Origin of the sequence: Bacillus sp. 3a (assembly GCF_017161885.1) — a bacterium.
Lineage (GTDB): Bacteria > Bacillota > Bacilli > Bacillales > Bacillaceae > Bacillus > Bacillus safensis.
Window position 1 is genome coordinate 1,333,238 of the sequence record NZ_CP067376.1, and the last position, 25,757, is coordinate 1,358,994.

The window sequence follows — 25,757 nt, forward strand, 5'->3', positions numbered from 1 at the left end:
TTATGAGAAAGGATCTATTTATGAAAAATACATATTTGACTGGATATTTTCCGCTGATTTCAATTTTACTATTCAGCTCTGCTTTTTCGATTTTCACAGTAGGTATCACGACTGATTTCTTGACTCAAGCAGGCATTTTAAAAGGAATGCTGGAATTTTTCTCAGAACAGGGCATTCGTCTTGCTCTCTTTGCTGCTTTTGCACTTGTTTATTTTATGATCTTATCTGCCTTAAAACTGATTGCAGATACGGTATTAGAGCTGGCGTTACTCTTTTTCGCTAAGGACCCTGAAGGGGAGAACTTAAAGAAAATTCGGATTGCATCCGTTGTTTATTTATTTGCCAGCTTGCTAGCATTTCTGTTGACGCAGCAGCTCATTCTGCTAGTCGGACTTTTTGCATTAGCAAGTCTTGTCTATTTTATCTGGGTTGTGGTTCGCATTTATCAATCGCTTTCTATGCTGAATTTGATTGGATTTATGATGTTTATTCTGCTGTTTTGGGCGACGTTTTTGATCGGTATTTTGTACTTATTTATTAAGCTTTATAACAGTGTGATGGCAAGTCTGCCTTCATAAGCAGACAAAGAAAGCATCCTCCGATGATGGAGGATGCTTTCAGCGTTTAGACAAACCCTTGCATTCGTTGTCAGTTCTGCGCGCCGATGCTCACGAATGTTAAATTCGCTCCGCTTCGGTGCTCGTCCTTCCTAGACTGCAAAGGTTTTCAGGTCACGCTGAAAAGAAGAAAAAGAGCTAAAATAAAGATCATTTTAGCTCTTTTTCAACAATCTGAGCATCCTCCAATGATGGAGGATGCTTTTTTTTATGAAAGAAACCGTTTTTGAATATCGGGTGTAGGCATCATACAAGATGTTTTTTGACCAAACCATTTGTAGCGATTTTTTGCTATCAACTGATAAAACCAATCACGGATTGGGCGAGGTATGGCAAGGAGTAAAAAGCTCCATCTGTATATCCCTTTTAAATGCCGCGCGGCTTTTAAGATGCCTGTCGACTTCGTATAAAGGGTCCCTTTTTCAATATAAATGAATGAATTGAACTCATCTAAAGGCAAACCGTTTTCCTTTAAAATACGCTGCCCTGTATCTGATTGTAAGGAAGCGAACATCATCCGTTCATTCGGATCGCGCTTAATCACAAACTGAACCGCGCCGCTGCACACGTTGCAGACACCGTCAAATAAGATTAAATGGGGTGGATGTGTTGAATGCATCGCAATCAAACCTCCTGTTTATCTGGCGTATTGCATCGTATTTTTCCAAATACGTAAGTGCGGGCTTGAATGATAAATCGATTCCACCGTTCCTCTATTTCTTCCAACCCATACACCCATTGTGTACTGATCTGTCAGTCCCACAAACCAAATATCTTTGTAGTCATTGGATGTCCCTGTTTTACCACCGATGTAAGGGGCGTTGAAATTCGCTTTTTTCCCTGTCCCACTCTTCACAACAGAGGTAAGCAGCTTACGCATCGTTTCATTTGTACGCTGAGAATATACTTGCTTTGGCGACTCTTTCCACTTGTAAAGGGTCTTACCGTTTAAGTCTGTCACTTTTGTGATCGAATGACTTTGTGTGTAGGCTCCTTGGTTGCCAAAGACGGTATATGCATCTGTTATTTCTAGCGGTGAGAAGCCTTTCGTAAATCCGCCAAGTGCAGAAGGAAGGCGGTAATCATCCGCTACGATATGCTGGAATGAGAACTTCTCTAAATAGCTGAAGCCTTTTTTGACACCTACTGTATCCAGCATTCGGATCGCAGGGGTATTGTAAGAATTTTTAAAGGCTGTTTCAAGTGTGACTGTTCCATACGTTTTATGATTATAGTTCTGCGGACAGTATCCGCTGCTGCAAAACTTGCCGGCACTGATGGTACTTGAAGCCGTTGCGCCGGTTTGATCAATATAAGGCGCATAGTCTAAAAGCGGCTTAATCGCAGAACCAGGCTGTCTTTGCGCTTGATAAGCGTAGTTAAAATCAAATTTCTTATAGTTTTTCCCGCCAGCAAGTGCAACAATTTGATGCGTTTCATGATTAATGACGGCTGATCCGCCTTCCACACCTTGGTAAGGCAATTGAGCATTGAGCTGATAGACGGCTCTTTGCTGTAAGGAAGGATCAAGCGCCGTATAAATTTTCACACCATCCTGGAGCAGGGCACTGACCTTTTCAGATAATTCCTTTTGAATCGCCTTTTTCGCTTCAGCTGTTTTGGCTTTTTTCAATCGTTTTGTAAAGCCCTCCTGATCAGACACAAGATCGGTAAACTCTTCATTGGCATATGTCACATAGTCAGGGTATAGGTTTTTCTTTTCACTTAAAGAAAGGCTGATTTTTTCTTTGACAGCTTTTTTGTATTGTTTTTTGGTGATGACGCCATCTTTCTTCAAAATACCAAGCAGTCGTTCTTGGCGTTTCTTTGTGTGCTTGAACTGTTTTAATGGGTCATACAGTGTTGGGTTGTTTGGAATTGCAGAGATAAATGCCATTTGGGCAAGTGTTAAAGAACTAAGCGGCTTATCAAAATAGTAATTAGCCGCAGAACCGACACCGTAAACACCATTACTGAAATAAATCGTATTTAAATAGCTTTCGAGAATTTCATCCTTCGAGAATTTCCGCTCAAGTTCATAGGAATAGAGCAGCTCCGTAAACTTTCGGCTGAACGAACGTTCATGGCTTAAATATAAGTTGCGGGACAGCTGCTGTGTGATCGTACTCGCTCCTTGGCTGATGCCATGGTTTTTGACATTTGCAGCAAGGGCACGAACAACTCCCATAAAGTCAATTCCCTTATGGTCATAGAAGTTGCGGTCCTCTGAACGAAGGAACAGCTCCTTCACAGGTTCAGGAATGTTATCGTATTTCACGAACACTCGGTTCTCATCGTTTGAGACGATCTCGGAGATAAGAGAACCATCCCGGTCATACATATAACTGTTTTGGGAAAAATCTATCTTTTCCAGCTTGATTTTTTGATCAAGCACTTCGTTAACAGGCTTTACACTTGCAGCTTCTTCCTTTGATAGATAAAAAGTCAGAGCAAATAATGGGATGAGGGCAGCAAGTAATAACCAACCAATGATTGCACGAAACATGAGGTCACTCACTTTCTTCAATTTTCTAGCCATATCGTACCATTCTTTTGCGGATACGAGAAGGTTATTTTTAGAAAAGAAAGGGCGGGAAGTCTAGTGAATCAGGCTTTTCCGCAAGAAAAAAGAGTATCTGAAGATGATCAGACACTCCTTTCCTTTGTTTTCGCATGTGAGCGGACCGCCCATAAAAATAACGCGCCAAACAGAAAAATGCCGGCAGTGACATAAAAGACAGCTGGAATCCCGTAATGACTCGCCACTATGCCGCCGATTACCGGACCGACGACATTCCCAAGAAAGCGGAAGCTGACATTGTATCCGAGTACTTCTCCTTGCATAGAAGCAGGTGCTTTAATCCGGATATACGCCGTCGTACACGGAATAATTCCGCCAAGTGCCATCCCGTATAGGAAACGGAAAATGACTAACATGACGTACGAATCCGCCATCGCTTGCGGGATGAATAAAATAGAGGAGAGGATGAGAAGGGCAAGCAGCACCTTGTCATGACCAATTCGATCTCCGAGATCTCCCCATTTTCGCGTAAACAGCAAATTGCCAAGTCCAGTTGCAGAAAAAGCAAGCCCCGCATAAAAAGCGAGATTGACAGGACCATGTAAATCATGAATGTATAAAGCCAAAAGCGGCTGAATGCTAAAGTTCCCTACTTGTGTAATAAACGTTAAAAGCATCGTGACGACAAGCAAAGGCTGTTTGAAAATGTGAAAGAGTACATCCTTCCGTGAGTAAGAAACACGCTTTGCTTCTTTTGATCGGATCGGCTGTTCCTTCACTCCGAAGATAATCACAATAGCTGACACATAAATGACAGCCGCTGTCAGGAAAAACGTATAAATAAATCCGACGCTGTCTGCCATGAATCCACCCATTAATGGACCAAACAATCCTCCGGCAACATTACTCATCTGCATCGTTCCAAGGGTTTTACCGGCAGTTGCCTTTTCGGTTTGTGCAGAAATCAGTGCCATTGAAGTCGAGATAAAGCCTGTGACAAGCCCCATGAAGAGCCTTAATGCGAATAGCTGATACACGGTGTTTACAAGCCCCATTAATAGAATACTTGTGGCGATGCCAATTCCGTTAATTAATAAAATCTTTTTATAGCCATGCCGGTCGCCAATCCGCCCCCAAATCGGAGAGATCAGGAAGGCCGTTAAAAACGTGACCCCAAAGACATAGCCGCTCCATCTTTGAACAAATTCATTTGAATAGCTGCTATCAAGAGATTCTATGTAAAGTGATAAAAAAGGGACGATCATTGTAATGCTCGCAGATACAAAAAAGTTCACAAACCACATGATGTACAAGTTTTTCTTCCTGTTTGTGATAGAGATCACCTTCTTTATTTATTTCGTGTTCCTTAATAATTATAAAGGAAAATAAACGATCTTTCATCAGATGAATAGGTTGGGCATAGTGAATCTGCATTATTTTCACGAAAATGAAGTGATTTCAAGGTCCGTCTTAATATAATGGTATGAGAATGAAAAGCTGACGAAAAAGTGAGGTGAAACTGGTGGAACAGAAGACGGTGCTTGTGGTCGATTTTGAATTTACGATGCCTGATGGAAAATATCATCCGCAAAATTTTTTTCCTGAAATTATTGAAGCTGGGGTAGTGAAAGCAGCAGATGAAACGATCATAGACTCATTCTCTAGCTACGTCAAACCGAAAAAGTTCCCGAAGCTGACGAAGCGCTGTAAATCTTTCCTCGGAATTACGCAGGAGGATGTAGAGAGCGGAATTTCATTTGAGGAATTTATCGAGAAGCTCGTGTCACTTGATGGGGGAGAGAATTGTGAAATTATTACGTGGGGCAACATGGACATGATGGTATTGAAGCAAAATTGTATGCTCAATCACATTGCCTTTCCTTTTAAGGGGAAGCTGAGGGACCTGGCCTTTGAATATAAAACCTTTTTTGGTGACCGCACACTGACAGGGCTTCGAAAAGCAGCAAAGGAATACGGCAGTGAAGGAGCTGGTAAGCATCATAAAGCACTCGATGATGCCATGACGACTTATCAGCTGTTCACCCTTTTTGAAAAAGACAGAGCCTATGTGGAAAATCCGCAAACAACCAAAATTGGTGAGCTGATCGATTTCTCACATTTTTTTGATTCGGCTGATTAGCGGCCGTCTTCTGGAAAATAATCTTTCTCAAGAGAAGATAGGCATGCTCTTGATTTTTCAGCCCATTTGGAATCATCCGCACGGAGTGCTTGTTTCAATTTATCTACAGCTTCTTTCAGTGACTCTTCATAATCAGGGATATCGCCATCATAAGGCTTCACCATATGATGAGGGATATTTGTCTGTTCTTTATAGGCCAAAGCCCGCCTTTCTTGGAAAAAAGGCACGTCTGCTTCTTTCGGATGATGCAGGTCGCCTTGAGTGGGATGTGTCAGAACGGCTTTTACTTGAACGAGATAGGTCGATGGTTTCACTGCTGTCACTTCCCCAACGTATACACCTGTTTTATAAAAACCTTTCACAACTTGTCCAATTTGAATGTCTGTCATGTGAAATTCCTCCATTTCCTTCTCATAGGAAGGTATTTCATTTCTTTTAGCCAATATAGTGAAGTAAACGAGCAAAAGGGGGAATGGCGAGATGTCATTCATCGTACTTTTTCTACTATATTTTCCTGAAGATAAAAGGGAGTACATCCCAGCGGCTATCACCACGGTGATTTTCTTTATTGCTGCGTTTATTTGTTTTCGTCTCATCGTTCGTGCGTCTAAGAAGCAGGAGCGGATAGATGAAAAAAGAACAAAAAAAATGGATTAATCATTTTCTTCTTGTATCTTCAGGAAATTTCACGGTGACGGTTGTTCCAGACTGCAGCGAGCTTTTGAAACGAATCGTTCCATGGTGATTTTCAATAATTGAAAAAGTCACTGTCAGCCCAAGTCCAGTCCCTTTATTTTTCAAGGTGTAATAGGGTTCGCCGAGTTTTTTCATCTGACTTTCTGTCATACCTACACCGTTATCAACGAAATAAAGGCAGATTTTATGATTTTCTTTTGAAGCAAAAAGTTCAATTTTCCCTTCATGTTCAGGAGCTGCTTCAATTGCATTTTTGATTAAATTAATCATGACTTGCTTGATCTTCGTTACGTCACCTTGAATGTATAAGTCAGGTTCAATGGATTGATGAATCGTGACCGATTTAAAATTCGCATAGGATGTCATCAGTGATGCACATTCCTCAAGTAATTTAGATAGATTGAGAGATTCAATTTGATAGTAGTTTTGTTTTGCAATGTCAAGATAACTCGTGATAATGTCCTGCGCCCGGTCTAATTCGGACAGAACGAGATTTTTATAATCTTTATTGGCAGGTGGCTCTTTTGTATTATCACTCGAAAAGAGCAATTGAATAAAGCCTCTTACAACTGTCAGCGGATTGCGTACTTCATGGGCAACGCTTGCAGCAAGTTCACTTACAATGGTCAGTTTTTCTGACTGGACAAGCTGTGATCTCATTTCCGCATTTTCCTTAACGAATTCAATGGAATAGATACTGAGCACAAGAAAGAATATGTAGTAAAGAGTTGAGAAAAATAACTCAAGGAGCTTTTGCTGCATAATAAAAGCTGGGCTGTATGCCATTAAGCTGACCGCAAGCAGTCCAATGTAAATAAAGAATCCTTTGGATAAACCGATAAGCACTCCGTAAAACAGCTTATTTGGCTTCGAATATTGATGCCATTTTCGGTAGAACAGGAATGGGATAAAAAAGTAAATTGGGACAACGATGAGTCCAATCCATAAGAAAGAGCCGTACATCACGAATTTGACAATGATGCTTATCAAGATGGCAACGATCCCCGCCATGTATCCTCCGTATAAAATAGCAAGCACAAGGGGAATGGATTGAAGCCCAGTCTGCAAATCTAAAATCGAACCAACTGGATACATAATACATAGTGCTGAAGAGATGGATGCGAATACTGTGATGAGCAGTTTATTCGTTTTTGGGAAATGAGCAGGGGTCCGGCTTAACCATAGCGCATGATATAAAAAGATTGGAAATAGAATAAAAGATACATGGAGCAGAAAATCCTTGAACATTTCCATTTAAATGCTCTCCTCGTAAATAATTGTAATTCCTCTCATTATATCATTTCATGTACAAAGTAGATATGATAAAAGGAGGGTTTTTTTCTTTAAAAAGAACACCCGTTAGGATGTTCTTTCTATCGTATAGGTCTTATTCAGCTGATAGCGTGAACGCTTGGTGGAGACGTTTCAGTCCTTCTCTGACTGTTGCAGCAGGACAGCCGAGATTCATCCGAATAAAGCCGTCTCCTTCGTGTCCGTACACGTGGCCAAGCTCTAGGATTACTTTCCCTTTTTTCAGCAGATTCCGTTTCAATTCCGCTTGACTGAATTGATAATCCCGAATGTCCAGCCACAATAAATAAGAAGCATCTGGTTTCATATAACTCATATTTGGAAGATTTTCATCGATATAGTCCATCGCCGTCTTCATATTGCCTTCGAGATAAAGAACAAGGGCATCAAGCCACTCATCCCCGTGGCGGTATGCTGCTTCCATCGCTGGAATCGCAAAGGCATTCAGTTTGGACAGTCCGTTTCTTTGCACTTCATTATTGAAAAGGGTTCTTTTTTCTTCATCTGAAATGATAATAGCAGAGGCCTGGAGCCCCGCTAGATTAAAGGTTTTACTCGGCGCAATACACGTTACCGTGATATGTGCAATGTCGTCAGAAAGGCTGGCGAAGGGCACATGCTGCTTCCCGTAAAGCATCAAATCCGAGTGAATCTCATCTGAAACGACTGTGACTCCATGTTTTACACATAGGTCTCCGACTCGCTTTAATTCCTCTTTTGACCATGCTCTTCCGGACGGATTATGCGGATGGCAAAGGAACATGAGCTTTGCTTGTGGTCTGCTCAGTTTTTTCTCTAAATCATCAAAATCCATCATATAGCGGTTGTTTTCTATTTTTAAAGGATTGGTTGAGACTGTACGTCCATTTCGCTCAATCATTTGATAAAAAGGTGTATACACTGGTGACTGTATAACTACTTCGTCGTGCGGTGCTGTAAAGGCTTGAACAGCAAAACTAAGTGCCGTTACGATTCCTGGTGTGAAGGTGACGGCATCTGTCTGGATTGTCCATCCATGTCTTCTTTTGAGCCAGCCAGCGACTGCCTGCTGCGTATCCTGATCCTGAAATGCATAGCCAAATACACCGTGATCTAATCGCTCTTTCAATGCATCAAGGACGACCTGCGGTGCTTTAAAATCCATATCGGCCACCCACATCGGAAGGGCATCTGTTGTCAGGAACAAAGACTCTGCCTGATCCCATTTCACTGATTTTGAACCTTTACGTATGATCTGTTCGTCGAAATTCATGAAACCCACCTCTAGCTGTTTTTCAACCATTCTTGGTTGTGCTAAAATAAACATCACAAAATTTATTATAAGCGGTGATACCGATGAAAGATAGTCAAGCTGTAGAAGAGATGATTCAATTCATTAAGGCATGGGACCCTTTTCATTATGGAGAGGATTTTTATGAAACGGAGCCTGCTGACGTCATCAGTGCATTATACGACGCAGAAGACCCGTTATCTTTAGCAAAAGAGATTCAAGCCATCTACCATCACTCATTTGAACAGCTTCTTCCGATAGAGAGCTGTCAGCATATAGCAAATCAGCTTTTTGTCATACGAGACAGCAGCTCCTGTTCACGCTAAGACAGGCTGAAATGTCCGATTTGATCAGACACAAAGACCGGATTTTCCTCAGGAATGAGGTGCCCGGTTTTTTTTAATGCATGTAAGGTCGAATTTGGCAGATCTTTGTGCAGTCTTTCGCCTATTTGAATGGGAACGATTCGATCTTCCTCGCCCCAAATGAGCAGCACGGGTGTTTCCATTTTCTTTAAAACGTCCGAGGTTAAATCTCCTTCCCGGTGCCGAATCAAACGAAAGATCCCCCGAAAGATTTGATCATCTGAAAATGGCTTTAAATATCCGTCGACCATCTCTTGATCAATGATGGAATGATCATGCACAACAGCCGTTAAATTTTTCATAATGCCCTGCTTTAAAAGCTTTCTTTTTAGATACAGATAAAAATAAGGAATATATGTGCTGTAAACAAGTGATCTTTTTGACTTATTCAAATAGCCTGAGCTGCACAATAGAACCGCCTTTTCAAATAGATCCGGCCGTTCAGTAGCAGCGTATAAGGCGATTTGTCCGCCCATTGAATGGCCCACTAGAATTGCATGCTGAATCTGTAAATAACCAGCTAGCTCTATAATAATTTTCCCCATGTTGCGATAGCTGTAAATAAACGTATTCGACTTCTCGGACTGTCCAAATGGCGGCAGATCAATCGCAATTAAATTGAAGTCCTGTTTCAGAAGCGGGATGAGCTTTCGATAGCTGAAGGTAGAAGAGAAGAGACCGTGAATTAAGATCAATGTCTTCTTGCCTTCATTTGGATAGTGCTCGTAATAGATATCTAAACCGAATGCACTTTTCATATAAGCTGGCTGAACAATGTCCACATTCTTCACTCCGATACTTGATACTCTCTCTGTTAGGTGACTGTATTGTACCCTAAAAAGTGGATTTTAAGCTATCATTAGAATCTTTTCCCTGCTTAGCATAATGGGAAAAACGTGCTATAATGTTCAGAAGATTTTTTAAAACTAGCTTTTATAATCTGAGGTGTAAAATCAAATGAAACTAACAGAAAAAGAAACTGAAATATTAGAGATTTTAGATGAAAACAGCCGCGCCGATTTAAATACAATTGCAAAAATGGCAGGCGTGACAACAGAAGAAGCCGAAGCCATCATTCAAAAACTTGAAGATCAAAAAGTTATTATTGATTATTCAACCATGATTGACTGGCGAAAAGTGGATGGTCATGAAGGCGTTACAGCAATGATTGATGTAAAAGTGACACCAAAAAGAGGCGTCGGATTTGATGAAATTGCTGAACGGATTTATCGGTTTCAGGAAGTGGAGTCTGTCTATCTCATGTCAGGTGTTTACGATCTTTCCGTTGTGATCCGCGGAAGATCAATGTCTGATATTGCCCGCTTCGTATCTGAAAAATTATCGACACTTGATTCCGTTGTTTCAACAACTACCCACTTTATTTTGAAAAGATATAAACATGATGGGAAAGTGTTTGAAACAGGAGACGATGACAAAAGAATCGTGGTGTCTCCTTAAATGAAAAAGTCTTATTTATCTGAAACGGTACAAAGCATTCAGCCGTCAGGTATTCGGAAATTTTTTGATTTGGCAGCCACAATGGAAGGGGTTATCTCCCTTGGTGTCGGCGAGCCGGATTTCGTGACAGCTTGGAATGTCAGAGAGGCAAGTATTATGTCATTAGAACAAGGGCTGACCTCTTATACGGCGAATGCAGGTTTAATTTCTTTGCGAAAAGAATTGAGCCACTATTTATATAAGCGGTTTCACATTGATTACAGTCCCGAAGAAGAACTCATTATCACAGTTGGCGGAAGCCAGGCACTTGATTTGGCCTTTCGTGCGATTTTAAACAGCGGGGATGAAGTAATCATTCCAGAGCCTTGTTTCGTAGCATACGGGGCACTTACGACACTAGCAGGCGGAGTGCCTGTCTATTTAAGTACAACCGCTGAAAAAGATTTCAAAGCAGATTCTGCTGATCTTCGCACAAAGCTGACGCCGAAGACAAAAGCTATTTTGCTTTGCTCGCCATCAAATCCGACTGGGTCTGTTTATTCAAAGGAAGAGCTTGAAGATATTGCTCAATTTGCGAAAGAGCATGACCTGCTTATTATTACGGATGAGATTTATGCAGAGCTGACGTACGATGAAGCTTTTACAAGCGTCGCAGCTATTCAAGATATGAAGGAAAGAACGATCTTGATTTCAGGCTTTTCCAAAGGGTTTGCCATGACGGGCTGGCGTTTAGGATATGTGGCCGCACCACCTGTACTGCGGGATGCCATGCTGAAAATACATCAATATTCTATGATGTGCGCACCGGCGATGGCACAATATGCGGCAGAAGAAGCATTAAAAAATGGGCTTGAAGATGTAGAGAAAATGAAGAAAAGCTACAGAAGACGCCGTAATTTGTTTGTCGGGTCCCTGAATGAACTAGGACTCACATGCCATCAGCCAAACGGAGCGTTTTACGCGTTCCCATCGATTAAAAGCACAGGCATGACATCAGAACAATTTGCTGAGGAGCTGCTCCTAAGTGAAAAAGTCGCTGTTGTTCCTGGGAATGTATTCGGACCGAGCGGTGAGGGTCATATCCGCTGTTCATATGCTTCGTCACTTGATCATCTTCAGGAATCACTTTCAAGAATTCAGCGCTTTTTGCAGGCTCGACAAGTGAAGGAAGAAGCATCAGCCATATTAAAATAAAAAAAGGCATCAATCCAAATGGACTCATGCCTCACAAATTAGGGGGGAATACTAGAAAGCATTCTTGTTTTCAGGTATTCCCCCTTTTGTTCTCATCTAAACCCATTTAAAAAATATTTTGCGTAACTGCCCGTTCTGTGATATAGTTTTTAATTGCGTATAAACGAATATTAAAACATTTATTTAGGAGTTGTTATCATGGCGACAAAGTTTGAAGTAGGCAGTGTTTACACTGGTAAAGTAACAGGATTACAAGCGTATGGTGCGTTTGTTGCATTAGATGAAGAAACTCAAGGACTTGTGCATATTTCTGAAGTAACACATGGCTTTGTAAAAGACATCAACGAGCACCTTTCAATTGGTGACGAAGTACAAGTAAAAGTTCTTTCTGTTGATGAAAATGCAGGTAAAATCAGCCTTTCTATCCGTGCGACACAAGAAGCACCTGAAAGAAAAGAAAGCAAACCAAAGAAACAAAGACCACAGCAAGTGAAAGAAGAAGCTGCTGCACCACAAGGTTTCAATACGCTTAAAGATAAACTTGAAGAGTGGATTGAGCAATCAAACCGTAAAGACCTTATCAAGAAATAATAAAAAAGCACCGCTTCAAACGGTGCCTTAGATTGTAGACAAAGGGCTAAAATGATCTTGATTTTAGCCCTTTGTCTTTTTTTTCAGCGTGATAGAAAACCTTTGAAGTCTAGGAATGGCGGGCACTGGAGCGAATTTAGAATTCGTGAGCACCAGCGCGCAGACCTGACAAAGAATGCGAGGGTTTGTCTACACGCTGAGGCTGCCTCATGTAGGCAGCCTTTTTTATGTCCTTTTATTTAACGAACTTCTGGGTTCGGCTCGTCACGGCGAACAGCTTCTTCGCTTGGTTTGAACAACAGACCAAGGTTGACAAGACCTGCAATTCCAACAAGACCATAAATAATACGTGATAATGCAGAACCTTGTCCGCCAAAGATCGCTGCTACTAAGTCAAATTGAAAAAAGCCGATTAGTCCCCAGTTAATAGCACCGATAATCGTGAGCACGAGGGCAATACGCTGAATAGCACTCATCGTGATTCCTCCTTTCGCTACAGCATCAATACATTTATATTTTGCAGATTTTTAGCCAAACTATGCGTAAGAAAATGGATGAAAGCAAATTACTTTACTTTTGGAATGAATGAGGCGCATAATGTAGCGCGAGGAGGAGATCACATGGATCGATTTACTTATTGGAACCCAACGAAATTAATTTTTGGAAAGGGAGAAGTATCAGCCCTTTCAGATGAACTCAAACACTACGGAAAAAACGTATTACTTGTATATGGTGGAGGCAGTATTAAACGAAACGGCCTTTATGACCAAGTTGTCAGCATCCTAAAAGAATCAGGAGCTGCAATCACTGAACTTGCTGGTGTAGAGCCTAACCCGCGCTTAACAACAGTAAGAAAAGGGGTAGAGCTTTGCAAAGAGAACAACATTGATTTTATTTTGGCAGTTGGCGGCGGCAGTGTCATTGATGCCACAAAAGCAATCGCAGCTGGTGCGAAGTACGATGGAGATGCTTGGGATATCGTGACACGCAAACACGTCCCAATGGAAGCTATTCCGTTCGGTACAGTGTTAACACTTGCGGCAACAGGCTCTGAAATGAACTCAGGATCAGTTATCACAAACTGGGAAACAAATGAGAAGTATGGCTGGGGAAGTCCAGCAGTTTTCCCGAAATTCTCTATTCTTGATCCAGTTAACACATTCACTGTGCCTAAAAACCATACGATTTATGGCATGGTTGACATGATGTCACATGTGTTCGAACAATATTTCCATCACACAGAAAATACACCTTATCAAGATCGTATGTGTGAAGGACTTCTTCGCACTGTCATTGAAACGGCACCGAAGTTGATCAACGATCTAGAGAACTACGAGCTGCGTGAAACGATTTTATTCACTGGCACAATTGCACTTAATGGCATGCTTTCAATGGGGGCACGTGGTGACTGGGCATCTCATAACATTGAGCATGCAGTATCTGCTGTCTATGATATTCCTCATGCAGGCGGTCTTGCGATCTTGTTCCCGAACTGGATGAAACATGTGATTCAAGAAAACCCAGGCCGTTTTAAACAATTAGCGGTGCGTGTATTCGATGTAGATCCTGCGGGCAAAACAGACGAAGAAGTTGGCTTAGAAGGAATCGACAAGCTGTCAGCTTTCTGGACAAGTCTTGGTGCACCAAGCCGTTTGGCGGATTATGACATCAACGATGAGAAAATTGATTTAATTGCAGACCGTGCAATGGCACGCGGTGAATTTGGTCAATTTAAAAAGCTGAACAAAGAAGATGTTTTAGCCATTTTGAACGCTTCTTTATAATTGAACAACAAAGGGATAGCTGCTTGCGGGCAGTTATCTTTTTTTGAGTTCATCGTGTACATATGTTACAGTAGTCTTTCATGTTTTTGGATATATTCGTTGTAAGGAGATGTTTCAACAGATGGAGAATTTTATTTACTATAATCCAACAAAATTGATGTTTGGAAAAGGACAGTTAGAAGGACTCAAAAGCGAACTCGCTCGTTATGGAAAACGAGTGTTACTTGTATATGGTGGCGGCAGCATTAAGAAAAATGGTCTTTATGACAAAGTCATCAGTGCGTTAAAAGAAGCAGATGCTGAAGTATTTGAGCTGTCTGGCGTTGAACCAAACCCGCGCCTCACAACAGTGAAAAAGGGAATTGATATCTGCCAAAAGGAGAACATTGATTTCTTATTAGCCGTTGGCGGCGGCAGTGTGATCGACTGTACAAAAGCGATAGCAGCCGGAGCAGAGTATGACGGTGATGTGTGGGATATTATTTCAAAGAAAACAACCGCTCAAAAAGCGCTGCCGTTTGGCACAGTGCTGACACTTGCAGCAACTGGTTCAGAAATGAACCCGGATTCAGTCATCACAAACTGGGAAACGAATGAAAAATATGTGTGGGGCAGCTCTGTCACTCACCCTGCTTTTTCAATTCTAGACCCTGAGCATACGTATTCTGTGCCAGAAAACCAGACGGTGTATGGTATGGTCGATATGATGAGCCACGTTTTTGAGCAATACTTCCATAATGTGAAAAACACGCCTTTACAGGACCGGATGTGTTTTGCTGTTCTTCAAACGGTCATCGAGACAGCACCAAAACTGCTGGAAGACTTACAAAACTATGAGCATCGTGAAACGATTCTCTATGCAGGAACGATTGCTTTAAATGGCACGCTGCAAATGGGTTACTTTGGCGACTGGGCGTCCCATACGATTGAGCATGCTGTATCGGCTGTCTATGACATTCCGCATGCAGGTGGGCTTGCTATTCTCTTCCCAAACTGGATGCGCCACACGCTCGATCATAATGTGGAACGCTTTAAAAACCTTATGCTGAACATGTTTGACATCGAAACAGAAGGAAAATCAGATCGTGACATCGCATTAGAAGGAATCGACAAACTGTCAGCTTTCTGGACTAGCCTTGGTGCACCAAGCCGTTTAGCTGATTATGACATTGGTGAGGATCAGCTGGACAAAATTGCCGACATTGCAGCAAAAGAAATGGAATACGGTGGTTTTGGAAACTTTATGAAACTTAACCGTGATGATATTCTAGCGATTTTGAAAGCTTCTTTATAATCCAGATTGCCGCTTTTCATCCAGAGAAGCGGCTTTTTGCTATGCCAGTGACGATCACTTGATTTCAATAGCTAGTTCCGCTAAAGTGAAAGGGACAGAACTAACGTAATGGAGGGCTTACAAGCGATGACACATATTCAATTTGACTACTCGAAAGCGTTACCTTTCTTTCAAGAACATGAGCTTACATATTTAAAAGATTTTGTGAAGGTAGCCCATCATAATATTCATGAACAAACGGGTGCAGGCAGTGACTATTTAGGCTGGGTGGACTTGCCGAAGCAATATGACCGCGAAGAGTTTGCCCGCATTAAAAAAAGTGCAGACAAAATTAAGTCTGACTCTGACGTCCTGCTCGTCGTGGGAATCGGCGGGTCATATCTAGGTGCACGTGCGGCGATTGAATTTTTGAACCATTCTTTCTATAACACTTTGCCAAAAGGCAAGCGCAAGACACCGCAAATCATTTTTATTGGAAACAACATCAGTTCTTCTTATTTAACAGATGTGATGGATCTATTGGAAGATGCAGATTTCTCCATTAATGTGATTTCAAAATCTGGTACAACAACAGAGCCAGCCATTGCGTTCCGCATCTTTAAAAAGCTCCTCATTGAAAAATACGGTGCTGAAGAAGCGAAAAAACGTATTTATGCGACAACTGACAAGGCACGCGGTGCATTAAAAACATTAGCAACTGAAGAAGGCTACGAATCATTTATCATCCCTGATGATGTTGGTGGACGCTATTCTGTATTAACAGCAGTCGGTCTTTTGCCAATCGCTGTGAGCGGTGCAGACATTGATCAGATGATGGAAGGTGCGGCAAAAGCAAGCGAAGACTTCGCTTCATCTGAGCTTTCTGAAAATGCGGCTTATCAATATGCTGTCGTCCGCAATGTCCTTTACAATAAAGGCAGAACGATTGAAATGCTGATTAACTATGAGCCAGGCCTGCAATATTTCGCAGAATGGTGGAAGCAATTATTTGGTGAAAGTGAAGGGAAAGATGAAAAAGGAATCTATCCTTCATCTGCTAACTTCTCAACAGATCTTCATTCACTTGGCCAATATGTTCAAGAAGGAAGAAGAGACTTGTTTGAAACAATCGTCAATGTAGAGAAGCCTCGACATGAGCTTGTAATTGAAGCAGAAGAACAAGACCTTGATGGCTTGAACTATCTAGCAGGAAAAACGGTTGATTTCGTCAATAAAAAAGCATTTGAAGGAACGATGCTTGCCCATACAGATGGAAAAGTACCGAACCTTATCGTGACAATTCCTGAGATGGATGCTTATACATTCGGATACCTCGTGTACTTCTTTGAGAAAGCATGTGCGATGTCTGGATATTTACTAGGCGTCAATCCATTTGATCAGCCTGGAGTAGAAGCTTATAAAGTGAATATGTTTGCTTTACTAGGAAAACCAGGCTTCGAAGAGAAAAAAGCAGAGCTTGAAAGCCGTTTAAAACAATCATAAGAACAAAAAGCACACCTTCCCATAAAGGTGTGCCTTTTTTGTTTTCTTCAGATTCCTGTGCAAGCTTTCCTATGTTCTGTACATAGAATAATGAATGGAGGAGGGTGAAAAATGAGGACGAACCATATTTATATTCATGATATTTCTGGTCAGGCGATCGTGAACTTTGGCAATGTCGGACGCATTTGTTCTAAGAGTGCTACGAAGGAAACAGCAGGTTCCGGCAGTGATAACGAGACGAATCAATCAACCAATCAAAGCTTATTTGATGCCGCGTTTACAAACAATGTACAAATCACGAGAGGCAAATGTATGAATTCCTCTCTTTAACGAACCCTAATACAAAAAGGAGGGTTTCGTATGATTCATGTACCATCCAGGCTGCCTGGTGAAAGCTTTTCACTTTACCATTTAGAAGAAACGATGAAGCCGCTCGGTTATGTCATTAATGGGAACTGGGATTATGATCACGGGTATTTTGATTATAAAATTGATAACCGTGATGGCTATACCTTTCTCAGAGTTCCTTTTACAGCCGAGAAAGGCCAGCTCGATCAGCCTGGTGTTGTGGTGAAAATGGGACATCCATTTCTCTTAAAGCATGTATATCAAGACAAGTTAGATGATCATGCGATGGTTGGAAATGTGGGCGCATCCTTTAACCAATTCCAAGAACCAAAAGAGAAAGATGGGGATGTATCAAAGGCTTATGCTGAGATTGGCTTTTCGCTCGTCAAGGAATTAGAAGACGCACTGCTTTAAAGGCTGATCAGTTCATCCTCTGGATGAAGCTCATAGCCAAAGGGAGGATTCATCATGGGTCCTTCTTTTTTTTGTACGCCGACGATGATCACATGATGCTCTAAAAAATGATGGAGCGCTGTTAAAAAGGTTTCTCCAGCCAATGAAGCCGGTACAGGTATGATGGTAACGTTTTTATGCAAGGTCATTTGTCGTTTTTTTGTTAATGCCGTGAGTTGTTCCTTTATTAGAAAATGTTCAACCATTAAATGATTGACAGCATCAGAGGTATGAATGACTTGGTTGGCACCAGCACGCTCGGCATTTTTCACGTAACGATCTGTTAAAATTTCAATTAAACAATATAGCGAAGGATTTAATCCTTTTGCTGCAAGCAAGGTTAAAACACTCTGCATATCGGCTGTCACTTCATTTTCATGCTGATCTGCGGTAATCATGAGTGCATCTGCACTGGTAATGTTGGCTTTGCGCAGTGTGACGTCTTCGGTCCCGTGTCCTTTAATAAAATGAACATTCTCTAAAAGAGGCCCCTCTTTCAAGGAATCATCAATCAGCACAATCGGCATAGCTGGATCAATCGTTTGAAATGACTGAAGCAGTTTGTTCGTTTTCTCATTCCAGCCGACGATAATGAGATGTCCTTTTCCCTTAAAGGCTACCTTGCCCTCCACATAATGGTGCTGCTTACTGAACACAGCGGCGGCAAGTGTGGCAAAATAAGCGGTGACAAAGCTGGCTCCGATAAAAATGAGCGCCATACCTGCCACCTGCCCTGGCGTGGTTTGCGGCACAAAATCTCCGTAACCAACCGTAGAGACTGTAATAAGCGCCCACCAGATCCCATCAAAGATCGTATGATACTGCTTCGGTTCAAGTAAAACGATTAATTGTCCAAAAAAGAGAAGCAAGAAACAGATGATGATGGCAATTCGAAGATAAAGCGGCCACCTTAGCCAAGCAATAAAGATACGGTTTGATTTCATCGGACTCTTCCTTTCAGGAGACTGCTAATGTCAGTATGCCCGATTGGGAACACATTTTTTCATCTTTGTCATGTATTGAAATAGAACCCATATCTTAAAATAAGGGAGAAGAAGGAGGGAATTCGAATGTCGTTTGTTCAAAAGACCGTACTTCTTTTTATTGGTGTGCACTTTTTATCATCAGCTGTCATCTTACTCGTGTTTGATTTAAATGCTGTGAATCATTTTATGAATGATTTTTCATGGCTGCACTTTTTTCAAGACCTTTATGGTACGGGAACCTTTTATACAGCTTGCTTAGGTGTGTTCTTCTTTTTCATTGGTGCGGTTATCCCCCTGAAAAAGACCTAGTGCTTTTTGCTGTACATGGTACATAAAAGTCATTAAAATTGTAAATAAATATATAAAATAAAAGGAAGCTGATGAGCATGCTGTTTTTTTATTTTTTAACATTTGCCGCATTGGGATTATCATTTTGGGCACAATTTAAAGTGAAGAATAATTTTGAAAAGTATTCAAAGGTTGAAGCATCCAGTATGAAAACAGGTGCTGAAACCGCTCGATATATTTTAGATCGCAACGGGTTATACGACGTGCCTGTTGAACCGGTAAGAGGAACTTTGACTGATCATTACGACCCGACGCAGCGTGTGGTTCGTTTATCTGAACCTGTGTACTACGGCCATTCCATTTCGGCCATTTCAGTCGCATCACACGAGGTTGGACATGCCTTGCAGCATCAGGAATCCTATGGTGCGCTTGTTTTGAGACATAAGATCTTTCCTGTCGTGAACTTTGCATCTGGTGTTGCTCCGCTTCTTTTCCTTGGTGGAATTTTGCTCAGCAGCCTTAACTTAATCGGGCTTGGGATTATTTTGTTCTCAGCAGCTGTATTCTTTCAGCTTGTGACATTGCCTGTCGAGTTTAATGCAAGTTCTCGTGCAAAAGATATCATTGTTTCAGAAGGAATCATTAGAAGCAGTGAAGAAAGAGGCGTGAACAAGGTGTTAAATGCTGCAGCTCTGACGTACGTAGCAGCGGCCCTTGTCTCCCTGTTTGAATTGCTCCGTTTTGTAATGATCTTCCTAAATGGCCGTAATGATTAATTGATGCCAGAGGAGGTGAGCCCTTACCAGTGTTAGGTAAGGGTTTTTTTGTATATTTTAAACGTATTTTTAGTCATATTACTCATTGCTGCGACAGCATTTTTTGTTGTCACTGAATTTGCGATTGTGAAAATTAGAGGCTCTAAAATCAACCAGCTGATCGAAAGCGGTGATAAGAGAGCCATCCATGTTCAAAAGCTGATATCAAATCTCGACGAATATTTATCCGCCTGCCAACTTGGCATTACCATCACGGCCTTAGGCCTAGGGTGGCTTGGTGAACCGACGGTGGAGCATTTTCTGCATCCGCTGTTTGAAAAAATCGGGCTTCATTCTGCATTGACTGACATCCTTTCGTTTATCATCGCATTTGTGATCATTACGTTTTTACATGTCGTGGTGGGAGAGCTCGCGCCTAAAACAATTGCCATTCAAAAGGCAGAGGCCGTCAGCCTTGTGACAGCAAAACCACTCATCTTTTTCTATAAAGTCATGTACCCGTTTATTAAGGCATTAAATGGGGCTGCACGAAGCATCGTGAAATTATTTGGTTATCATTCTGTCAAAGAACATGAAGTGGCGATCAGTGAGGAGGAATTGCGACTCATTTTATCTGAAAGCTATGAGAAGGGTGAGATTAACCAATCTGAGTACAAATATGTGAATAAAATCTTTGAATTTGATAACCGAGTGGCGAGAGAGATCATGATCCCGCGTACAGAAATTTCAGCCATAGAGATTGAACAGACCTTAGAAGACGTGACCCATTATATGCTGAACGAAAGGTACACACGCTACCCTGTTATTAAAGAAGACAAAGATCATGTGATTGGTGTTATTAATAGCAAAGATGTATTTAAGGCGAGTTTCCTAAATCAAGATGTATCGATTGAAGACTTAATGCGTCCGGTGATCCGGGTCATTGAAAGCACCCCTGTTCAAGAATTGCTCATTTTGATGCAAAAGGAACGGATTCATATGTCAGTGCTTGTAGACGAATACGGAGGTACAGCGGGACTTGTCACAGTAGAGGACATATTAGAGGAAATTGTCGGAGAGATTCGAGATGAATATGATCAGGATGAAACACCTCATATCGTTAAAAAAGGTGATTTTCATTATGTGATGGATGGGAAAGCATTGATTGATGAAGTAAATGATTTATTGGATTTAGCCATTGAGAATGATGATGTTGATACAATTGCAGGCTGGATGATGACACATAAATTTGATTTTGACATTGGAGATACGATTGAAGCAGAAGGCTGTGAATTTACGATCATTGATGCTGAAGACCACCATATTCGAACCATTGAAGTCAAAAAGGTTCACTTTTCTTAAAAACCTCGCATTGCTTGACGAGGTTTTTTTGCTTGGTAAACTTTAGATAAGAAGATTTGTTTCACATAAAAAGGGTATGGTTTTTATAGAAACGTCAAAAAGGAGCAGCTCATATGAAAAAAATCAATGTACAAACAGACAGACGCGATGACATGATCGACGTCACACACGAGGTTCTCCAATATGTCAGGGAAACAGGCATACAAAACGGAACTGTCATCGTCTATTGTCCACATACGACAGCTGGGATCACCATTAATGAAAATGCGGATCCAGATGTGAAACGGGATATGCTTCGCCGGCTGGATGAAGTCTTTCCGTGGAAACATCCAAAGGATCGCCATATGGAAGGAAATACGGCAGCACATATGAAAGCGAGTTATATGGGGGCGTCTCAGCATGTTCTCATTCATGATGGAGATCTTGTGCTAGGCACGTGGCAGGGAATCTATTTCTGTGAGTTTGACGGGCCGAGGCAGCGTCATTTTTATGTACAAGTGATGTCAAACGAGTAAGAGATGGGGGAAATAAATGGGGGATATCAAAAAGTTGCAAATCGAACATGGAATCATCCAAGCGCCAATGGCAGGAGGAGCTGTGACACCGCAGCTGGCAGCCGCTGTTTCAAATTACGGAGGGCTTGGCAGCCTGGCAAGTGGATATGTGCAGCCTGACGATTTGAGACAGCAGATTAGACAGATCAAACAGCTGACATCTCGTCTGTTTCAGGTCAATGTGTTTGTACCAGAGCCAATTCCAGATGTGAAAAAAGAGGATGTGGCATTTTGGGAGAAGAGACTGCCTGTATGGCCCGAAGCTCATAGGATGCCAAGCGAAGAAGAATTGTGGGATGATTTTGAACAGAAAATCAACATTCTTCTGGAAGAAGACGTTCCGATTGTTTCCTTTACATTCGACTGTCCAAAAGAACAAACGATTCACCGCCTAAAACAAAAGGGGATCTTTTTAATCGGAACGGCCACAACAAAAGAGGAGGCACTGCTTTTAGAGGAAAAAGGAATGGATGCCATTGTTCTGCAAGGAAGTGAAGCAGGGGGGCACCGCGGCACATTTTTACGTGCAAAAGGAGACGCTCTGCTGGGACTCATCAGCCTGATCTCAGATGTCAAACGGGTCTGCCGCTTGCCTTTGATTGCCGCAGGAGGCATCACGGACCGATCAGGTGTCAAAGCAGCGCTGGCGCTTGGAGCAGATGCGGTTCAAATCGGTACACGGTTTTTAGCCAGCAAGGAAAGTGCTGCGGCAGAAGTATATAAGAAGGCTATTTTACAGGCAGAAGGCAGTGAAACAAAGGTGACCAGACTTTTTTCTGGGAAAAGAGCGAGAGGTATTGTGAATCAGTGGATGGAGGATGAAAGCCTGCATGAAGATCGGGTTCTTCCTTATCCAGTTCAGCATGTATGCACAACACCGATGCGAAAAGCAGCTGCTGCCGGCGGTAACCCTGATCAAATGGCTTTGTGGGCAGGACAGGGGGTTGGACGTATTCACTCGATTTTAAGCGTTGAAGACATCATGCACGAACTGACGCAGATATAAAAATCATGATGGGTGGTGTGACAGGATGGACATCTTAAAACATTCCTACCGAAAAAAAGGCCAGATTGAATTTTGGTTTGATGATTTCCCTCATTCTCCTGCTGTCCTTACGCCCATTCGTCATTACTATTTTGTTCGCTACGTGAAATGGAGCCGGCACGACTCGCCGGTTACAAGAAAAGATTTAGAAGAAATGGAGGTCCTTGCGAACACGATGCTTGGCACACTCCAAAATTATCGTAAACGCAAGGCATACAAAAGCCCCTTGTCATAACCAAGAGACAAGAGGCTTTTTTTAGCTGCCAAACATTTGCCTGAGATAAATGACATCCATTCGTGTAGTCTGCGGTAATAAATAAGCGGATTGAACCGCACCTGGCCGTCTTCTCTTATTTAGTTTGTCGATAATTTCTGCCGCTGTTAAAATTCCAAGCCCGTGACCGTAATATTGATCTTCTCCTAAGTAAATCACATTTTCTCCGCGCCATTGCGACTGCTGATAGCTAAACTCTGGATTTTCGAAATATAGACAATCCCCATAGATAAAATCATTCCCGCGCTCTGTATAAATCGACAAAGTATCATAGTGCCAGTCATACAGTGTTAAACTGCGAAGTCTCCGATTAAACTTCTCCTCTCCTACTGTTTGCAAGACCCCCATATAAAACACAATGACAATTGCCGTTGCACATTCAAATGCATATTTTGAACCATTTTCAAAAATGTCTTTAATGCCTCTAGATGGCTCCACTTGATAGCGCAGCTCTAGTGCTCCTGCTTCCGATACTCGCCAAAACGCATCATTTGCACGCGATCTTTGAAAGATGGCAAATGAGGCACCGCTTTTATTCAAATCTCTTGCAGCATTCATAATGTTCGATCTTAAAGTGACCTCAAATAGCAAATCAGATGCTTGCCTATAGCGGAACGTATCATTTGAGGCTTGTAACTGCATCAAAATGCTCCGCTTTTGTCCCTCTAGCTGAAACGATGCCAGCTGCTCATTTGTCACTGGCTGTCCTGAAAGGATAATCATATGAAAAGCGCCCCCTTTTGTATTAGCGTATGCAGGGTGCTTGGGCAAGGAATCAATTTGTGAAAATAAACAAAATAGCATCCTTTTTATTTGAAAAACATGAAAATACTATGAAGATGTCCGATATAAAACATATCGTTTAAAAGGAGGAAAAACATGAAAAGTGCAATAAAATGGTTGAAAAAACCATCGATTTCCAAGAGACTGATTATTTCATTCACACTTGTTCTCGTCTTGCCAATCATTACACTTAGTACAATTTCATATCAGATTGCCAAAGAAGAATTAGATCATGAAATCATGTACGGAGCAAAAGCAAGAGTCAATGATATGAATGACATGATCGAGCAAAAGCTTTTGAATAAAGAAAACGCGGTGAAACTTTTTACTCAAACAACTACTGCTGCAGACTTTAAAAAGAAAAACCAGGACGAACTGTATGAGCATTTCGAAATATACAGCAAAATCAACGAAGATGATGTGGTTGGATTTTATGCAGCAAGTAAAAATCGTGATTTCATTCAGTTTCCTAAAGTAGACATGCCAAAAGGCTATGACCCAACAACACGCGATTGGTATCAGCAAGCGATGCAGGATGAAAAAGGTGAGCCAGTTGTCACCAATCCATACATTTCTGCTACAACAAACGGCATGGTGGTTACGATTGCCCAGCGCCTGAAGGACGGGTCGGGAGCAATCGGAATCGACATTGATGTGCAAGACATTGTTGATAAAATCAAAGAAATTAAAATTGGACGAGAAGGATATCCAATTATTGCAAATAAAAGCAAGCAAATTGTTGCCCATCCAGAAGAAAAATCAGGATCTGAAGTCACAGGAAATATTTCATCAATCCTTTACAGCGGCAAAGAAGGAACATCAACTTATGAGAATAAAGGAGAACAAAAACGTATCGTTTTTGTCACAAATGATTTAACAGGTTGGAAAATTGCTGGAACGATGTTTGTATCAGAAACAGAAGAAGCAGCACAGCCAGTTTGGAATTCTGCCATTATTCTTTTAATTACTTCATTTATCCTTGGCGGTGTCGCTATCTTCTTCATCGTTCGCTCGATCACGATTGGATTGAGAAGGCTTGTTGATTTCTCAGAAAAGGTGAGTGAAGGGGATTTAACAGAAACCCTTGAAACCAAATCGAAGGATGAAATAGGAGATCTCACAAGAAGCTTCAGCAAGATGAGTGAATCTCTTCGTGACGTCATTCGCGCTGTACAGCAATCTGTCGACAACGTCGCTTCGGCTTCAGAGGAGCTGACGGCAAGTGCCAGCCAAACGAGTCAAGCAACAGAGCATATCACGATGTCAATTGAACAATTTTCAAATGGAAATGAAGCACAAAACGAGAAAGTCGAATCCAGTACGAATCAGCTTGTGGCAATGAACGAAGGATTACAAGATATGTCACAAACCTCATCTGAAGTGGCTGCTGTCTCACTTCAATCAACAGAGGCGGCTGGTCAAGGCGGCCGAATTGTTGAAAGCACAGCGAACCAAATGAAACATATTGATACATCTGTACAAGAAGCAGAACAGGTCATGAAAGAATTAGAATACAAGTCTAAAGATATTACGAGTATTTTAAATGTCATTAACGGCATCGCGGATCAAACAAACTTACTTGCGCTTAATGCAGCAATTGAAGCAGCAAGAGCAGGTGAATCAGGACGCGGCTTCTCCGTCGTTGCAGAAGAAGTGAGAAAACTAGCTGTCCAATCCGCAGATTCAGCGAAAGAAATTGAGAAGCTTATCCAAGAAATTGTGTTAGAAATTGCTAAATCTCAAGATATGTTCAAAGCAGTCAATCGAGAAGTAAACGCAGGGCTTGGTATGACAGAAGAAGCAAAAGAAAGCTTCCAGCACATTTATGAGGCGGCAGAAGGAATGTCGAAAAAACTGTCGCAATTAAACGATACAGCCATTGACCTATCAAGCGGTTCAAAGCTAGTTTCACAAGCGATGCAGGAGATGCGCCAAGTCTCGAGAGAAAGCGCAGCAAACATTCAGGACATTGCGGCTTCTGCAGAAGAGCAGCTAGCATCTATGGAAGAAATCACATCTTCTTCTGTGACACTTGCCAACATGGCAGAGGAATTAAAAGAGCTTACAAGTCAATTTAAAATTAATTAAATAATAATGAAAAAGTATCCAGAATTGTCTGGGTATTTTTTTTATTTTTAAACCTCATTTCCAGTCTCTAAAAATACACCTTTCATCCGATATTAACT

General features: G+C 41.6%; 29 protein-coding genes and 1 pseudogene. 20 read left to right on the plus strand and 10 right to left on the minus strand.

Annotated elements, in window-relative coordinates; translation table 11 throughout:
- Positions 1–20 precede the first annotated feature (20 nt).
- Positions 21–578, plus strand: coding sequence for a YufK family protein (locus JJ692_RS06530; RefSeq protein ID WP_024423305.1), 558 nt, complete (start codon positions 21–23; stop codon positions 576–578).
- A 247-nt stretch (positions 579–825) separates the two neighbouring features.
- On the opposite strand, the gene JJ692_RS06535 is transcribed toward JJ692_RS06530, so the two are convergent.
- The 3 genes from JJ692_RS06535 to JJ692_RS06545 all read right to left on the minus strand — a co-directional run bounded on the left by JJ692_RS06535 (position 826) and on the right by JJ692_RS06545 (position 4,442).
- Positions 826–1,236 (minus strand): thiol-disulfide oxidoreductase DCC family protein, encoded by a 411-nt coding sequence (locus JJ692_RS06535; RefSeq protein ID WP_024423304.1) that lies wholly within the window; start codon positions 1,234–1,236, stop codon positions 826–828.
- An 18-nt stretch (positions 1,237–1,254) separates the two neighbouring features.
- Positions 1,255–3,156, minus strand: coding sequence for a transglycosylase domain-containing protein (locus JJ692_RS06540; protein WP_206534355.1), 1,902 nt, complete (start codon positions 3,154–3,156; stop codon positions 1,255–1,257).
- A gap of 107 nt (positions 3,157–3,263) precedes the next feature.
- Positions 3,264–4,442, minus strand: coding sequence for an MFS transporter (locus JJ692_RS06545; protein ID WP_024423302.1), 1,179 nt, complete (start codon positions 4,440–4,442; stop codon positions 3,264–3,266).
- Positions 4,443–4,660: 218 nt separating this feature from the next.
- Between JJ692_RS06545 and kapD the strand changes: the two genes are divergently transcribed.
- On the plus strand, positions 4,661–5,278 hold the full coding sequence (kapD, locus tag JJ692_RS06550) for a 3'-5' exonuclease KapD (protein ID WP_206534356.1): 618 nt from the start codon (positions 4,661–4,663) through the stop codon (positions 5,276–5,278).
- On the opposite strand, the gene kapB is transcribed toward kapD, so the two are convergent.
- A complete protein-coding gene (gene kapB, locus JJ692_RS06555) occupies positions 5,275–5,667 on the minus strand; it encodes a kinase-associated lipoprotein KapB (protein WP_151039934.1) in 393 nt (130 codons plus the stop codon). The genes kapD and kapB overlap by 4 nt on opposite strands.
- A gap of 91 nt (positions 5,668–5,758) precedes the next feature.
- Between kapB and JJ692_RS06560 the strand changes: the two genes are divergently transcribed.
- On the plus strand, positions 5,759–5,935 hold the full coding sequence (locus JJ692_RS06560) for a hypothetical protein (protein ID WP_162860193.1): 177 nt from the start codon (positions 5,759–5,761) through the stop codon (positions 5,933–5,935).
- Here the strand turns inward: JJ692_RS06560 and JJ692_RS06565 are convergent, their stop codons facing one another.
- Both JJ692_RS06565 and JJ692_RS06570 read right to left on the minus strand, forming a co-directional pair.
- The gene (locus JJ692_RS06565) at positions 5,936–7,228 is read right to left on the minus strand and encodes a sensor histidine kinase (RefSeq protein ID WP_034282546.1); all 1,293 of its coding nucleotides are present in this window, start codon (positions 7,226–7,228) and stop codon (positions 5,936–5,938) included.
- A 133-nt stretch (positions 7,229–7,361) separates the two neighbouring features.
- Positions 7,362–8,537 carry a MalY/PatB family protein gene (locus JJ692_RS06570; RefSeq protein WP_206534357.1) on the minus strand — a complete coding sequence of 392 codons (1,176 nt, stop codon included), beginning with the start codon at positions 8,535–8,537 and terminating at the stop codon, positions 7,362–7,364.
- An 83-nt stretch (positions 8,538–8,620) separates the two neighbouring features.
- Between JJ692_RS06570 and JJ692_RS06575 the strand changes: the two genes are divergently transcribed.
- Entirely contained in the window at positions 8,621–8,881 is a 261-nt protein-coding gene (locus JJ692_RS06575) for a YugE family protein (protein WP_024423298.1), read from the plus strand.
- Here JJ692_RS06575 and JJ692_RS06580 read toward each other — a convergent pair.
- Positions 8,878–9,702, minus strand: a complete 825-nt coding sequence (locus JJ692_RS06580) for an alpha/beta fold hydrolase (protein WP_044332465.1) — start codon at positions 9,700–9,702, stop codon at positions 8,878–8,880. The genes JJ692_RS06575 and JJ692_RS06580 overlap by 4 nt on opposite strands.
- 175 nt (positions 9,703–9,877) lie before the next feature.
- Between JJ692_RS06580 and JJ692_RS06585 the strand changes: the two genes are divergently transcribed.
- The 3 genes from JJ692_RS06585 (at position 9,878) to yugI (ending at position 12,163) form a co-directional block, all read left to right on the plus strand.
- Positions 9,878–10,378 carry an Lrp/AsnC family transcriptional regulator gene (locus JJ692_RS06585; protein ID WP_003213765.1) on the plus strand — a complete coding sequence of 167 codons (501 nt, stop codon included), beginning with the start codon at positions 9,878–9,880 and terminating at the stop codon, positions 10,376–10,378.
- On the plus strand, positions 10,379–11,572 hold the full coding sequence (locus JJ692_RS06590) for an aminotransferase (RefSeq protein WP_024423296.1): 1,194 nt from the start codon (positions 10,379–10,381) through the stop codon (positions 11,570–11,572).
- A 198-nt stretch (positions 11,573–11,770) separates the two neighbouring features.
- Positions 11,771–12,163 (plus strand): S1 domain-containing post-transcriptional regulator GSP13, encoded by a 393-nt coding sequence (gene yugI / locus JJ692_RS06595; RefSeq protein WP_008345795.1) that lies wholly within the window; start codon positions 11,771–11,773, stop codon positions 12,161–12,163.
- Positions 12,164–12,402: 239 nt separating this feature from the next.
- Here the strand turns inward: yugI and JJ692_RS06600 are convergent, their stop codons facing one another.
- A complete protein-coding gene (locus JJ692_RS06600; protein ID WP_003212952.1) occupies positions 12,403–12,639 on the minus strand; it encodes a DUF378 domain-containing protein in 237 nt (78 codons plus the stop codon).
- A 144-nt stretch (positions 12,640–12,783) separates the two neighbouring features.
- Between JJ692_RS06600 and JJ692_RS06605 the strand changes: the two genes are divergently transcribed.
- From JJ692_RS06605 to JJ692_RS06625, 5 genes are all read left to right on the plus strand, one after another.
- Positions 12,784–13,947 (plus strand): iron-containing alcohol dehydrogenase, encoded by a 1,164-nt coding sequence (locus JJ692_RS06605; RefSeq protein ID WP_024423295.1) that lies wholly within the window; start codon positions 12,784–12,786, stop codon positions 13,945–13,947.
- Positions 13,948–14,068: 121 nt separating this feature from the next.
- On the plus strand, positions 14,069–15,241 hold the full coding sequence (locus tag JJ692_RS06610; protein WP_024423294.1) for an iron-containing alcohol dehydrogenase: 1,173 nt from the start codon (positions 14,069–14,071) through the stop codon (positions 15,239–15,241).
- Positions 15,242–15,367: 126 nt separating this feature from the next.
- Positions 15,368–16,723, plus strand: coding sequence for a glucose-6-phosphate isomerase (locus JJ692_RS06615; protein WP_024425924.1), 1,356 nt, complete (start codon positions 15,368–15,370; stop codon positions 16,721–16,723).
- Between the two features lie 111 nt (positions 16,724–16,834).
- Entirely contained in the window at positions 16,835–17,053 is a 219-nt protein-coding gene (locus tag JJ692_RS06620) for a spore germination protein (RefSeq protein WP_024423292.1), read from the plus strand.
- A 30-nt stretch (positions 17,054–17,083) separates the two neighbouring features.
- Entirely contained in the window at positions 17,084–17,485 is a 402-nt protein-coding gene (locus JJ692_RS06625) for a YugN-like family protein (RefSeq protein ID WP_024423291.1), read from the plus strand.
- On the opposite strand, the gene JJ692_RS06630 is transcribed toward JJ692_RS06625, so the two are convergent.
- Positions 17,482–18,468: a potassium channel family protein gene (locus tag JJ692_RS06630; protein ID WP_206534358.1), complete on the minus strand. Its 987-nt coding sequence runs from the start codon at positions 18,466–18,468 to the stop codon at positions 17,482–17,484. The two genes, JJ692_RS06625 and JJ692_RS06630, sit on opposite strands and share 4 nt — an antisense overlap.
- 126 nt (positions 18,469–18,594) lie before the next feature.
- Here JJ692_RS06630 and JJ692_RS06635 point away from each other — a divergent pair, with 126 nt between their 5' ends.
- The 6 genes from JJ692_RS06635 to JJ692_RS06660 all read left to right on the plus strand — a co-directional run bounded on the left by JJ692_RS06635 (position 18,595) and on the right by JJ692_RS06660 (position 22,749).
- Positions 18,595–18,819: a YuzI family membrane protein gene (locus JJ692_RS06635; RefSeq protein ID WP_024423289.1), complete on the plus strand. Its 225-nt coding sequence runs from the start codon at positions 18,595–18,597 to the stop codon at positions 18,817–18,819.
- 80 nt (positions 18,820–18,899) lie between these two features.
- A complete protein-coding gene (locus JJ692_RS06640; protein WP_024423288.1) occupies positions 18,900–19,574 on the plus strand; it encodes a zinc metallopeptidase in 675 nt (224 codons plus the stop codon).
- Between the two features lie 48 nt (positions 19,575–19,622).
- Positions 19,623–20,915, plus strand: a complete 1,293-nt coding sequence (locus tag JJ692_RS06645) for a hemolysin family protein (RefSeq protein WP_024423287.1) — start codon at positions 19,623–19,625, stop codon at positions 20,913–20,915.
- Between the two features lie 113 nt (positions 20,916–21,028).
- Positions 21,029–21,430 (plus strand): secondary thiamine-phosphate synthase enzyme YjbQ, encoded by a 402-nt coding sequence (locus JJ692_RS06650; protein WP_025094201.1) that lies wholly within the window; start codon positions 21,029–21,031, stop codon positions 21,428–21,430.
- 16 nt (positions 21,431–21,446) lie between these two features.
- The gene (locus JJ692_RS06655) at positions 21,447–22,475 is read left to right on the plus strand and encodes a nitronate monooxygenase (RefSeq protein WP_206534359.1); all 1,029 of its coding nucleotides are present in this window, start codon (positions 21,447–21,449) and stop codon (positions 22,473–22,475) included.
- A gap of 25 nt (positions 22,476–22,500) precedes the next feature.
- A complete protein-coding gene (locus JJ692_RS06660) occupies positions 22,501–22,749 on the plus strand; it encodes a hypothetical protein (RefSeq protein WP_024423284.1) in 249 nt (82 codons plus the stop codon).
- A 21-nt stretch (positions 22,750–22,770) separates the two neighbouring features.
- On the opposite strand, the gene JJ692_RS06665 is transcribed toward JJ692_RS06660, so the two are convergent.
- Positions 22,771–23,511: a protein-glutamine gamma-glutamyltransferase gene (locus JJ692_RS06665; RefSeq protein ID WP_024423283.1), complete on the minus strand. Its 741-nt coding sequence runs from the start codon at positions 23,509–23,511 to the stop codon at positions 22,771–22,773.
- Between the two features lie 339 nt (positions 23,512–23,850).
- Here JJ692_RS06665 and JJ692_RS19250 point away from each other — a divergent pair.
- Positions 23,851–24,717 (plus strand): annotated as a pseudogene (locus tag JJ692_RS19250) (cache domain-containing protein); the annotation flags it as partial.
- A gap of 114 nt (positions 24,718–24,831) precedes the next feature.
- Positions 24,832–25,659: a methyl-accepting chemotaxis protein gene (locus JJ692_RS19255; RefSeq protein WP_372713616.1), complete on the plus strand. Its 828-nt coding sequence runs from the start codon at positions 24,832–24,834 to the stop codon at positions 25,657–25,659.
- The last annotated feature ends 98 nt before the right edge of the window (positions 25,660–25,757 follow it).